Here is a 13,426-nt window from a genome sequence, read left to right as displayed (position 1 = left end):
AATATTTTCAGCAATAAAATGTCTTTTAAATTCATCAGTATATGTAATTGATTTTGATGAAATAGTCTGTACATATTTGTTTTGAGATAAGTTCTTAATTTGATATTCAGTGAAAAATTTGTTGCTCATATAATCACTCCTAAAGCTATATATTAATTTTATTATACATAAAAATACCCTATATAATAGACTTTTTTTAAAGTGTCTACTATATAGGGTACATTTTAATTTTATGGCATACCTTTTCTATTATTCTACTTCAACTTCTTTATCTAGTGAAAATAAGTATAAGTACTTCCTTACTTTTTCTTTCTTAAAGGCATCTTTTATAGCTTTACTATAATAATCTAATTGCACTTTATATCTTTCTTTAATTTCTTCTATATTATCTGGTTTTACATAATCAGTTTTATAGTCTAAAATAATCCCTTCTTCTCCCTCTTCAAAGTAACAGTCTATAACTCCTCTTAAAAGCATCTTTTCTTCTAAGTAAGTTTCTTTACTAACATTAGGATAAATAGTAGAAGCATTGATTTCCACTCTAAAAGGCAGCTCTCTTTTTAAAGAGGTTTCTTTAAAAGCTTCTATTACTTTTTTTCCTATGTTACTCTGTAAAAACTTAAGAATTTTATCTACCTTGACTGATTTTGCTGCTTCAAAGGTTATTAACTCCTTCTCTACCATGGTATTAATTTGCCTTGTAAGGTCATCTTTAGAAAGGTCACCACTTAGGTCTAATCTTTGCATTATATTGTGATAAGCAGTTCCCACCTCTGATGGAGTTAATCCTTTTTTTTCTTGAAGAAATAATGGTGTTTGCATTAGAGGCCTAAACTTTCTCGGTCCTTCTACTTCTTCTCCATAGGTTATAGTTTTATAATTATCTTCATCTAAACCATCACCTTCTATATATAGATTATTTTCTCTATTGGCTTCTGGTAGATTATTGTGAAGCTCCTTTAACTCTGTAACAGTTATTACTGTAGGCAGCTTTGTTGCTTCCTCATATTTATAAGTAAATTCTAATCTTTCTTTAATTACTTTATAATAATCTTTACTTATATTTTCATCAGCATTATCTAAAAGTTTATTTATTTTTTCCTTTACTGGCACTTCTTCTAAGGATGTATCTTCTATTTCTTCAAAAATTTTTCTAGAATATATAGCTACCTTAAACCTACTATGATCTTCTTTAAAATCTTCCTTCAAAATATTTTCATTATAATGCCTTAGGGGTTCTCCAGCTTTATGATTTATAAGAGAAGCTCCTATCCAATCCAAGTAATTTTTTTGATTTTTTACATAGGTTGATTTTATACTTCCATTTTCATCTATACCTGCCCCAGACCATTTTTCAATTTTCTTATCTAGAGCCTTACCACTTCCAACTAAGATTAATTTTTCCTTTGCTCTAGTTAGGGCAACATATAAAAGTCTCATCTCCTCAGATTTATTTTCCCCTTGAATTTTTTTGCTTATAAACTCCCTTTGTGGTGTGTTATAACTAATTCTATTATCTAAATCAATATAAGTAGGTCCAAAACCTAATTCATGATGAAATAGTATCTTACCCTTTAAATCACCTTCATTAAATCTTTTACCAAGACCACAGAGAAATACTATAGGAAACTCTAAGCCCTTACTTTTATGAATACTCATGATTCTTACTACATCTTCATTTTCTCCTATGATTTTAGCACTTCCCATATCTTCACTACTAGTTTTTATATTACTTATAAAGTTTATAAAATTATATAAACCTCTATAGCTAGTTCTTTCAAAATCCTTAGCTCTCTTAAATAAAATTTTTAAGTTAGCCTGTCTTTGCTCTCCTCCAGGCAATGCTCCCACATAACCGTAGTAGCCTGTATCCGTTATGATTTCCCATATGAGCTGATTTATAGGGGTATATTTACTTTCTAATCTCCAGTTATTTATTTTATCTAGGAAGGTTTTTATTTTTAGTTTTAGACCAGTATTATTATAGATTTCTTCCCAAGTATCACTAAGGTTTTCATCTTCATAATCCTTTTTCTCATAATCTAAAAGGCCTACCATGGCATGATAAAAACTCACATTTTTATTAGAAATTCTTATATCCGCTAACTCTTCTGTAGTGAATCCACCAATAGGTGACCTTAATACAGCAATTAGAGGAATATCTTGTATTGGATTATCTATAATTTCTAAAGCACTTATAACTGTCTTTACTTCAAGAGTATCAAAATACCCCCCTCCCCCTTCTGAGAAAAGAGGAATTCCTACTCTTTTAAATTCTTCTATAAATATAGGAGAAAGCTTATTACTTGACCTTAAAAGAATAACCATATCCTTATAGGTAGCTCTTCTATAATCATCTAAGTTCTTATCATATACCTTTAATGAATTTTCCCCATGATGCTCCATTAGCTCTCTTATTCGGTTTGCCACAAATCTAGCCTCTAGCTGCATAGAATCTAGTTCTTCTTTATCCAGTTCTTCCTCACTACTTGTGATATCACTTTGTTCTTGAAGCTCTTCTTCTATTTCATTATCTTCATTAGCTTCAATATCTTCATAATCAAGGTTTATAAGGTTAAATTCCACCTCTCCACCAATATTACCTTCACCTGAAAACTCTTTATAACTGGCTCCAACCTTGAGCTCTTCACTTTCATCATAGGCTAGTTCCCCTACATCCTCACTCATAACAGCATTAAAGATATAGTTTATCCCGTCTATAACCTCTCTTCTACTTCTAAAATTTTTATGGAGAGTAATAAGAGCATTATAATCATCTCCATTTTTAGTGTAGGTTTCCTTCTTATTTTTAAATAGCTCAGGCTTTGCCATTCTAAACCTATATATACTTTGCTTTAAGTCTCCAACCATGAATACGTTTCTTGTATCCTTTTCTGTTCTACAAATAAGATTGATTATTTCTTCCTGAACACTATTTGAATCTTGATATTCATCTACTAGTATTTCTTCAAATTTATCTTTAAGCTCTAAAGCAATGCTTGATGGTTTATTTTTATCTTCCTTATCTCTTAAAATTTCAAGGGCAAAATGTTCCTGGTCATTGAAATCTATGATACCTCTTTCTCTCTTTTTCTTATCAAAGATATCTTTAAATTCTATTACTAGGTTTGTTAGTTCCTTCATTAATGGATAAAGTTTTTTAGTAATTTTAATATTTTCCTCAGAAGTAGCATTTAATATCTTACTCTTTACCTCCACATATATTTCCTTAGCAGCATCTCTTAAATCCTTAGCCTTTTTTTGTATTACTTTCTCTTCCTCTGTTAACTTTGTTAAAGTTGGAATTCTTCCAAAACCAGTTTCTTCAATGTATTGTCTATCTTCCTTTAATTCATCTTCAATTATTGTTAAAGTTCTCTCTATTATTTGTCCATCATTTTCAAAGGTAGCTTTATATTTATCAATAATAGGATTATTTAGTACAAAATCTAACCCTTCATTATTTATCTCTAAAGCACTTATTATATCTTCTCTTAATTCTTTTAGTAAGGCATCCTTAAAAGGTAATTTTTCAAAGGAAAAATCTTCACCCACATTGAAAATTTCGGATTTGGCTTTTAGCCAAGCTACAGGATCACCCATACTCATAGAAAAGTTATATAATCTTAGCACCATTTCTGCCAAGGCTCTATCACTTTTATTATCACAATAACTCTCTACTAGCTCTATAAATTCCTCTTTTCCTTCAATATATTTCCCTTCCATAAGTTCTTCTAAGGCTTCTACCTTTAAAAGATTTATCTCCGTAGTATCCCCAACTCTAAAGTTTGGTTCTATATCTAATTGATGAAAGTTATTTTTAATTAGGTTTAAACAAAAGGAGTGAAGAGTTGATATACTTGCCTTATTAAGAAGTATTAATTGAGTTTGGAGGTTTCTATTATTAGGCTCCTCTTTAATTCTTTTATTAATAGCTTCTCCTATACGTTCTCTCATCTCTGCCGCTGCTGCATTAGTGAAGGTTACTATAAGTAATTTATCAATATCCACAGGATTATCTCTATCTGTGATAATTTTTATAATTCTTTCAACTAAAACTGCAGTTTTTCCAGAACCTGCTGCTGCAGATACTAATGTGTTTCTATATCTAATATCAATGGCCTTTTGTTGGTCCTCTGTCCACTTTACGCTACTCATTACCTTCACCTCCTTTTCCCTCTACTTCAAGCTGCTGAAGAAGTTCTTTTTTATTTCTTCTAGGCATTACTTTAAAATTATTAATCCCCATGGTTTCATCAAACTGACATATAGAAGAAAACTCACAAAATTCACAGTAATAGCTTTTTCCATTTTTACATGGAGTTACTTCTATAATTCCCTCTAACATATCTTCACAGATTTCTCTAACCTTTTCCTTCATGTGACTTCTAAGCACATTAAAACCTTCATAGGTTATCACTGAGCTATTATTCTTTGAAAATTCGGCTTCATCACTACCCTTTTTGGGTTTATTTAAAGCTACAGGAATTATGGAAGAGGTTCCCCCTTTTTCTATGGTTTTATCCATTTCCTTAATTACCTTTAAATCTCTTATGACGATTCCCTTCATTTTTAACGCCTTTAATACTTCTTCTTCTAAATTCTCCATGGTAAGTTTTTTAGACCCATCCATTATTGGATCATCCACAGAAAGATATACCATAGCTCCTGGCATGGTTCTTCCTTTTCCTTCTGATACCACTGGTTTTTTAGACATTTTCTCTTGTTCAAGGGTTAAAATTGCATCTAAATAAGTTAGTAACTGAATTTTTAAACCATTATATACATCATTTATATCTAAGTCTATTTTTCCTGTTTTATAATCCACAACTCTATAATAATTAACCCCATCTATAGAGGTTTTATCCACTCTATCAATCTTTCCTTGTAATTTTACTACTTCTCCTGTGGATAAGGTTATTGGTATTGGTGGATAATAATCATCTTTTTCAAAACCAAAGGAAATTTCATAGCCCATAGGCTGAAAAGTTCCCCTTTCCATCTGCTCATTAATAATTAACACCATTCTATACAAAATTCTTTTTACCCTTGTAGCTATATATTCATATCTCTTAGAACTTTTTAATATTCTATGTTCCTCAGAATTTATAAGCTCTGATATAACATCACCTATAACTCTTTCACAAAATTCTTTATCTAAAGTTCCCCACACCGCTTTTTCTTTCTCTACTCTTTTAGAAAACTTTTCAAGGCCTTCATGAATTAGATTTCCAAAATCCAGAGGTGCAAAGGTATAAATCTTTCTTTCCTTAGCTTTAAGACCATACTTTACAAAATAACCAAAGGAGCAATTGGCATAGGCTTCTATTTTAGATACACTAAGACTTTTCCCATATAACTGCCTTATTTTATCTTTACTTATGGCTTCTATATGATTTTTATAGGTAAAGCCACTTATTACCTTGAGAAGTTTTTCTCTATATTCTGGCTCCTTATAATAATATCTATATATCTCCTTCCAAAGGTCTGTTATCTCATCTTTCTCTATATATTCATGGAGCTTTTTTATTAAATTATTAAAGGTAGGAGTTTTTCCTACTATGCCTTTTTCATCTTCTCCAACTTCATCCTTTAATATATCTGTATTCTCCAAAACATTAGGAAATAAGGCCTTTAGCCTTGGAATCACCATGGAATATCTCTTAGTCTTTCCTTCTAAATCAGCAATTGGATAGGTAATATATAGTAGATTACTTGCAATACTTAGCAAATTGTATATTAAATATTGTTCTCCAAAGGCTAGTTCAAAGCTATTATCTGCCACACTTATATTATTATTTTTAAACACTATTCTATCATTATCATTAAATAGACCTTCATCTCCTGTAATCCTTGGAAGTACCCCATCATTTACACCAACAACTATGGCTACCTTTACCTCTTGAGCCTTTATTCTCTCAGCACTTCCTACCACTACTTGATCCATAGAAGTAGGAATTAACCCCATTTTATTATGGGATATCCCCATAGATAGGATATTATTAAACTCTTCAATGGTCACAACTTCTTCTCCAAGAATATCTACAAACTGATCTAAAAGCTCAATAAGCATATTCCAGATACTACTATACTCATCCACTAATAAAAGATTATTATCTCTTTTAAATTTCTCTATATATTCATTTACATTTTCATAAACTCTATTATCAACTAAGAATTTATAAATACTTGAGCAAATATCTTTAACCTTATGTTTACCCTTTAATTTCTCCTCTAATTTAATGAGAGGCTCTATACCTTTATTTTTTATTTCTATTACATTCTCATACTTAGAACTCTCTCTCCAATACTCCTCATTATCATCTATCCACTTTTTCCTAGTTTTAATGCCATACTCTAAAACATAATTCTCTAGTAAATCTACTTCTGATGGTGATAAATTTGCAAAACCACTTTTAAAATAATTAACTATGGAATTATCTCTAAAGCCTTTAGAAAATATGTTTAAAAGTGAAGTTATATATATAACCAATGGATTTGAAGCTATATCTTCCTTATCATCAATAAAAAATGGAATCTCATATTCTTCAAATATTACTCTAACTATGTCCTTATAATTTTCTAAATCTCTACTTATAACTATAATGTCCTTATATCTAAAGTCCTTCTCTCTAACTAATTTCAAGATTTCCTTGGCTACATATTCTACTTCTCCATAGGGATTCTGAGCTTTAAATATACTTATATTTTTTGTAGGAGTTTTTAATGCTTTTCCCCTATTATTAAAGTAGTTTTCCTCTAAGAAGGACAATTCCTCACTTTCTTTAAATCTATGTCCAATGTGTAAATGAAGATTATTTTTAGGATAGTATCCATAATCTTGTGCAAGTTTTGTAAGCTTTTCTTCTGTAGTATAAATTGGATAAAAAGGATTAGTATCCTCATTTTTATCTTTGACCTCATCCCCACCATAGGGTATTGTTATATTGACATTGGCACAAACTCTTAAAAGTTTTCCTATGATGTCATATTGCTGAGGAGTGAAGCCACTAAATTCATCTATCCACACTTCTGCTCCCTTTAAAAACCTACTTTCTTCAATCTTTCCTTTTAAAATGGTTAAATTATCTTCAGGATCAAAATATCCTTCACTAAGTTTATCTTGAAACTTTGAATAAATTGCTTCAATATCACTTAACTTATCCACTAGTAGTGAACTTTCATCCACATTTTCCTTTAAATCTTTAAGAGTCTGTGGAGTAATTTTATGTCTTTTAAATTCCGTAAGTACTCCTATGATTTTATCTATAAACCCCTTTTGTTTTGTAGCTTGTTTAAATATGCTAAGTTTATCTTTTGACTCATCTATAGCTCTTCCTACAATTATTGCTTTTCCTGTATCATTCATGTACTTATGAGTTACTCCACCAACTTCATTAAAAATAGTAAAAGCTAATCTTTTAAAACTTAAAAGATGTACATTATTTATTCCAGTGGCACCAATCCTCTCAATGAGAGCCTTCTCTGCTCTAAAGGATAACTGCTCTGGAACTATTAATATTAATGGAGTTTTATTATCAAAGGATTTTTCATAGATTTCTTCAATACAGGTATAACTCTTACCTGTGCCTGCTCTACCGTAAATAAATCTAATTCCCAAAATCTCACTTCCTAACTTATAAATATCCTTATATATTTCGCAATTTCTTATAGTGTCTTTCTTCCTTTATTATTACCTAATTATAACATAAGCCAATGATTCTTTTTTAATATCCTTAGCTTATTTATAAGTATCTAAACATCTCTATACTTACCCATTATTATAATTAAATCAAAAATAATAAATCTATTAATTCTTTCTCTTTTAATACAGCTTTTCTTCCACTTTTAAAATAGCAAAATCCCTGAAACCCTTGTGGCGAGAACAACTAGTTAACTAGTTATATATTTATATAGTTTCCTAGGTAACTAGTTTCATATTTATCTATATAAATAGTTCCATATATACCTATTTATATAGATAGATATATTAAATGAAGAAAATATAGTTTTAAGTATTTCGTGTAATATTTAACAAAATTAGACCTTAATAATTTAAAATAAATAATTTCATTAGTTTTTTAATTAAAAATTTAATCAGCCTTTATACATTGCAAAATATTTAAATTAGGGGTAAACTAGTATGGAAGAAAATTTTTTATTTATGGAGGGTTTAACATATGAATAAACTTATTTCAATTGATGAAGCAGTTGCTAAAATTCAAGATGGAATGACTGTTATGATAGGTGGATTTTTAGCTGTAGGTACTCCAGAAGCTATTATAGATGCTTTAGTTAAAAAAGGCGTTAAAGATTTAACTATCATAGCAAACGATACTGGATTTCCAGATAGAGGTATTGGTAAGTTAATAGTTAACAAACAAGTTAAGAAAACTATTGCATCACATATTGGTACAAACAAAGAAACTGGAAACCAAATGAATTCTGGAGAAATGGAAGTAGAATTATCACCTCAAGGAACTCTTGCTGAAAGAATCAGATGTGGCGGAGCTGGTCTTGGTGGATTCTTAACTCCAACTGGCCTTGGAACAATTGTACAAGATGGTAAAGAAGTTATTACTGTTGATGGACAAGAATACATTCTTGAAAAACCTCTTAAAGCAGATGTTGCTCTTTTATTCGGTTCAAAGGTTGATAAAAAAGGAAACGTATACTACAATCAAGCAACAAGAAACTTCAATCCTTTAATAGCTACTGCTGCAGATACTGTAATCGTTCAAGCTGAAGAGCTTGTAGAAGTTGGAGATATAGATCCAAACGTAGTTATGACACCATATATCTTTGTTGATTATATAGTAAAGGGGGAGAACTAACATGGATAAGAACATGATAAGAGAAGTCATTGCTAAAAGAGTTGCAAAAGAACTTAACGATGGAGACGTAGTTAATCTAGGTATAGGTCTTCCAACAATGGTAGCTAACTATATACCAGAAGGCATAGATGTAACATTACAATCTGAAAATGGATTCATAGGAATTGGTGCTGCTCCTGCTCCTGGAGAAGAGCAAAAAGACCTAGTAAATGCTGGTGGACAACATGTTACTGTTATCCCTGGAGCTGCATTCTTTGATTCTTCTGTATCTTTCGGAATAATCAGAGGCGGTCATGTTGCTGCTACTGTACTTGGAGCTTTAGAAGTTGACCAAGAAGGAAACCTTGCAAACTGGATGATTCCTGGTAAAATGGTTCCTGGAATGGGCGGAGCTATGGACCTAGTTGTTGGAGCTAAAAAAGTTATAGTAGCTATGGAACATACAGCTAAAGGTAATCCAAAAATATTAAAGAAATGTACACTTCCTTTAACTGCTGCTCATCAAGTAAACTTAATTATTACTGAAATGGCAGTTCTTGAAGTAACTTCAGAAGGTCTTGTTCTTAAGGAACTTGGACCAGAAGCTACTATTGAAGATGTAAAAAATGCAACACTTGCAGATCTTATAATCCCAGAAAACGTTAAGAAAATGGAATTATAATTTTACTTAAAATAATTAATTAAAGTCTATTGGTAATTAAAAATAATTACCAATAGACTTATGTTAGAAAGGAATTTTTTTATGCCACCTTACAAAAATTATGCAGAAGATCAAGTTGAACATGTTTTAAAAAGTGTGCTTAAAGATTATCCTAATATTTGTACTTGTCAAAAGTGCCTTGATGATATGTCTGCTCTTGCCCTAAATTCTATAAAACCCAAGTATGTGGTTAGTGAAGAAGGTAAAATTTATACTACTGCTTTAAATGAAATTGACAAGCAAGAAGAAATTTCTATAACTGCTCAAGTTATTAGAGCTGTAGAAAAAGTTTCAGCAAATCCTAAACACCATGAATATAGATAAGGTAAGAGACCCTATGATTAACTAATTGATTAAATCATAGCGGTCTTATTTTTTTATTTATTTTCATTGCTTTTATACTTTTCATATATTTCTTTTACATATATAGTTAGCTTTTCTTTATCATTATATTTAGGATCTTTAATAACCATTTCTAATAATTCATCTAATATTTTTCCTATTACTATGCCTTCTTTTACTCCTAAATTTATTAAATCTTTTCCTGTAATTTTCAAGTCAGTCTTCCTATAGGCTTCTTCATTTTTCATAATTTCATCTAAAATTAATTCTATTCTCGTCTTATTTAAATTGAATTGAGTTATCATTTCTAGGTTTTCTTCTTTTAAAAATGTTTTCGTTATATCTTTTACAATTATTAATTCTCCTAATACATCTAATCCTGTTCCTTGTAATAGTTTTTTAAGATATACTTTATCTTCATAAATTGGAGTATCATAATATGCTATAAGTGTACTTACATTCTTTATTGTCCTATTATCATAATGAAGTTCTTTAAGAATTTCTTCACATTTAATGCTTATCTTTATGTCTTGTTTAGGTGTTAACTTAGATGTATTCTCTTTATAATCAATTCTTATATTATTTTCATCTTTATTACTTTTTAATATATAGTACAAAAATACAGTTAATCGCACATAAAGTTTTTTAGGACATCCTTCTATAACCTTAATACATTCTTTTACCTTAAAGGAATCATAAATATATTTTTCTTCATCTTTATATAGATAAGGTACTAATATAGGCATAATACCCATACTAAGCATATATTTAATTCCATCACCAGGGTAATCAGATAGTATTAGCTTATTTAACTCTACAATTATTCTCTCCCTAGAAATTTTCTTAAGAAGCTCCTTGTTATCCTCTATGGCAATTAGAGTTTCTTTTTCTATTATGTAGTTTAACTGTGCCATAAATCTTAATCCTCTCATTATCCTTAATGAGTCTTCTTTAAATCTTTTATTTGGTTCTCCTACACACCTTATAACCTTACTTTCTATATCCTTAACTCCATTAAAATAATCTATTATTCCTATTTTATGATTATAAGCTATAGCATTTATAGTAAAATCTCTTCTTCCTAAATCATCTATAAGTTTTGAAGTAAATTCTACTCTATCTGGTCTTCTCCCATCGGAATAATCCCCATCTACTCTAAATGTAGTTATTTCTACTGCTTCATTTTCCATTAATACTACCACTGTTCCATGTTCAATTCCTACATCTATAGTTTTTTTATCTATAAATATTTCCTTTATTTCCTTTGGAGTTGCTGAGGTACATATGTCCCAGTCATTAGGCTTTTTACCTATAATACTATCTCTTACACACCCACCTACTATGTAAGCTTCAAAGCCATTTCTTTCTATGTCATTAATACAATTCTCTATATGCCTTGGCATGTTAATATACATACTTATACCTTCTCCTTAAATACACCTATTTAATTTTACAATGTAATTTCTACCACAAAGCTGTTTACAATTAAATTTAAAATATAAAAAACAACAAAAAAATTTTCAAATTGTTACTATTTCGTAATGATTATACATAATATTTCCTTTATAATTATTAGTATAAAACATAATAACTAATTAAAGGAGATTCTTATGAAAAATACTTTATTTCATTCTAAAAAAAATAATAACTCACAGGGTAAATTCTGTGTAATGGCTTCTATATTTTGCTTCATATTTATAGGAATTTCAGTCTTTGCTAATTCAAAGGAGAAAGAATACCAGTTTAAAAATAATGAATTATCTACTGAAATAGAATCCCTTAAAGCTACAAAGGCTAATTTACATAAAGCAAACAGGAACTTGCTAGAGTCAAGTTCAGATTTAGATGCCTTACTTGACGAACTTGCTGAATTTAATAATTAACATAAGGAGCTAAAATCATGAATTACAATATTAATCTTGAATCATCAAAAGGGAATATTAGAAGAAGAAAGAAACCCTCTATATTAAGTATTATATCCTTATCAGCTTTATGTTTATGTTTTTTTATATCAATATTAGCAACAACAAAAATGTTTATAGCTTCTAGTAAGCAAAGTAATCTATTAAAAGAAATCGATTCTTTATCATCGTCTAACAACTCTATACTTGCAGAAAATATTAAGTTAGAAAAAGAACTAAGTGAAAAACAATCCACATATGATAAGGCAATGTCACAAAAAAAGATTGCTCATTTAACCTTTGACGATGGTCCTTCATCTAATACCTTGAAACTGTTAGATGTACTTGACAAATACAATGCTAAAGCGACTTTTTTTGTAATATACAAAGAAGGCTTTGATGACATTTATAGAGAAATCGTTAATCGTGGACATGTTCTTGCTAATCATACATATAGTCATAATTATCAAAAGATTTATTCATCTACTAAGGCCTTTATTAGTGATGTGGAAGCTCTTGATAATAAGCTAAAAGAAATAACCGGTAAAGAACCCTCTAAAATTTTACGATTCCCAGGTGGTTCAAATACAGGATATATGAGTGAACATAAAAATATGCCTCATTGTATTTTAAAAGCTCTAAAAGACCGTGGGTACACCTATTTTGACTGGAATGTTGATTCTTCAGATGCTACTAAGGTAACATTGGATGAAAAAAGTATAATAAAAAGTGTTCTTGATGGTAGCTCTAACGTTAATACAGCTAATATACTAATGCATGATACAAACTTCAAATATACCACATTAGATGCAATGCCAAAAATTCTTGAAGGTTTAAAAGCTCAAGGATATGTATTTAGACCTTTAAAGCACGATTCAGCTGCTATTCGTTTTATAAATTGACAATTGAATTTTATAACTTTAACCAATTACAAAGTCTATTTATAAGGGTTTTTTCAAAATAATTCACTAAATATTACTAAGTGTTGAGCTTGTACTTTATTAAAATTTAGCTTATTTTGAGACAACCCTTTAGTTATTTTATATGCTAATATTCCAAAATATTTTCTTTTCTATTATTAATTTTCCCCATTATATACACAGCTAGAATTCCACTTACAAGTCCAACTACTGCTCCACCTAACACATCAGAAAAATAATGAACATACAAATATATTCTAGAAAAACCTATTAAAACTGCCAAAGATATGAAATAAAACTTATATCTCTTAATATATGTGGAAAGTACATATGCTACAGCTATAGAAGATGCAGTATGCCCTGATGGAAAAGAAAAACTAATAGGCAGTTTTATTAGAGGATTATCTATAGGATATGCAATAATGGGTCTTACTCTCTCCACTAAATGCTTTATTACTCCCTCTGTTAAAATTGTACCTATAGATATTGCTAGTAAACTTGTTATTCCTACTTTTCTATATTTTTTAGTACATATAAGAATAATGCTAATTGTTATCCATATAAACCCTGCATCTCCCAGCCTTGTTATGAATGGCATTATAGTATCAAAAATTTTATTCTGTAACCCAAAATGTATAGCATCAGTTATTCCCTTATCTATTCCGTATAGCCATTGATTCATTAGTTTATCCCTTTCTTAAATAATCTTTTCTATATTTTATTTTTTGT

9 protein-coding genes are annotated in these 13,426 nt (G+C 29.6%); 5 read left to right on the top strand and 4 right to left on the bottom strand.

The genetic code is table 11. The features are described from left to right. Positions 1-249: 249 nt before the first annotated feature. Complete coding sequence (gene addA, locus IO99_RS15735; protein ID WP_035135148.1) at positions 250-4,158, bottom strand: helicase-exonuclease AddAB subunit AddA; 3,909 nt, start codon at positions 4,156-4,158, stop codon at positions 250-252. Then, positions 4,151-7,621: a helicase-exonuclease AddAB subunit AddB gene (gene addB, locus IO99_RS15730; protein ID WP_035135147.1), complete on the bottom strand. Its 3,471-nt coding sequence runs from the start codon at positions 7,619-7,621 to the stop codon at positions 4,151-4,153. The genes addA and addB overlap by 8 nt, the downstream gene beginning before the upstream one ends. A 559-nt stretch (positions 7,622-8,180) precedes the next feature. On the opposite strand from addB, the gene atoD reads away from it, so the two are divergent. From atoD to IO99_RS15715, 3 genes are all read left to right on the top strand, one after another. After that, on the top strand, positions 8,181-8,834 hold the full coding sequence (gene atoD, locus IO99_RS15725; protein ID WP_035135146.1) for an acetate CoA-transferase subunit alpha: 654 nt from the start codon (positions 8,181-8,183) through the stop codon (positions 8,832-8,834). A 1-nt stretch (position 8,835) separates the two neighbouring features. Then, on the top strand, positions 8,836-9,495 hold the full coding sequence (locus IO99_RS15720; RefSeq protein WP_035135145.1) for a 3-oxoacid CoA-transferase subunit B: 660 nt from the start codon (positions 8,836-8,838) through the stop codon (positions 9,493-9,495). 81 nt (positions 9,496-9,576) lie between these two features. Next, entirely contained in the window at positions 9,577-9,858 is a 282-nt protein-coding gene (locus tag IO99_RS15715; protein WP_035135144.1) for a late competence development ComFB family protein, read from the top strand. 53 nt (positions 9,859-9,911) lie between these two features. Here IO99_RS15715 and IO99_RS15710 read toward each other — a convergent pair whose 3' ends face one another. Beyond that, positions 9,912-11,291: a CCA tRNA nucleotidyltransferase gene (locus IO99_RS15710; RefSeq protein ID WP_035135143.1), complete on the bottom strand. Its 1,380-nt coding sequence runs from the start codon at positions 11,289-11,291 to the stop codon at positions 9,912-9,914. A 195-nt stretch (positions 11,292-11,486) separates the two neighbouring features. Here IO99_RS15710 and IO99_RS15705 point away from each other — a divergent pair, with 195 nt between their 5' ends. Continuing rightward, on the top strand, positions 11,487-11,759 hold the full coding sequence (locus IO99_RS15705) for a hypothetical protein (RefSeq protein WP_035135141.1): 273 nt from the start codon (positions 11,487-11,489) through the stop codon (positions 11,757-11,759). 17 nt (positions 11,760-11,776) lie between these two features. Next, positions 11,777-12,679, top strand: a complete 903-nt coding sequence (locus IO99_RS15700; RefSeq protein ID WP_035135139.1) for a polysaccharide deacetylase family protein — start codon at positions 11,777-11,779, stop codon at positions 12,677-12,679. 145 nt (positions 12,680-12,824) lie between these two features. Here the strand turns inward: IO99_RS15700 and IO99_RS15695 are convergent, their stop codons facing one another. Then, a complete protein-coding gene (locus tag IO99_RS15695; protein WP_035135138.1) occupies positions 12,825-13,379 on the bottom strand; it encodes a phosphatase PAP2 family protein in 555 nt (184 codons plus the stop codon). Positions 13,380-13,426: the final 47 nt, after the last annotated feature.

It is taken from the genome of Clostridium sulfidigenes (genome assembly GCF_000732635.1).
GTDB lineage: Bacteria > Bacillota > Clostridia > Clostridiales > Clostridiaceae > Clostridium_J > Clostridium_J sulfidigenes.
Note: the sequence above shows the minus strand (reverse complement) of the source record. Positions and strands in the feature narration are given on the sequence as shown.

Coding starts and splice junctions, on each gene's coding strand:
- addA (WP_035135148.1), bottom strand. CDS start 4,158: ATGAGTAGCGTAAAGTGGACAGAGGACCAACAAAAGGCCATTGATATT.
- atoD (WP_035135146.1), top strand. CDS start 8,181: ATGAATAAACTTATTTCAATTGATGAAGCAGTTGCTAAAATTCAAGAT.
- IO99_RS15720 (WP_035135145.1), top strand. CDS start 8,836: ATGGATAAGAACATGATAAGAGAAGTCATTGCTAAAAGAGTTGCAAAA.
- IO99_RS15715 (WP_035135144.1), top strand. CDS start 9,577: ATGCCACCTTACAAAAATTATGCAGAAGATCAAGTTGAACATGTTTTA.
- IO99_RS15710 (WP_035135143.1), bottom strand. CDS start 11,291: ATGTATATTAACATGCCAAGGCATATAGAGAATTGTATTAATGACATA.
- IO99_RS15705 (WP_035135141.1), top strand. CDS start 11,487: ATGAAAAATACTTTATTTCATTCTAAAAAAAATAATAACTCACAGGGT.
- IO99_RS15700 (WP_035135139.1), top strand. CDS start 11,777: ATGAATTACAATATTAATCTTGAATCATCAAAAGGGAATATTAGAAGA.
- IO99_RS15695 (WP_035135138.1), bottom strand. CDS start 13,379: ATGAATCAATGGCTATACGGAATAGATAAGGGAATAACTGATGCTATA.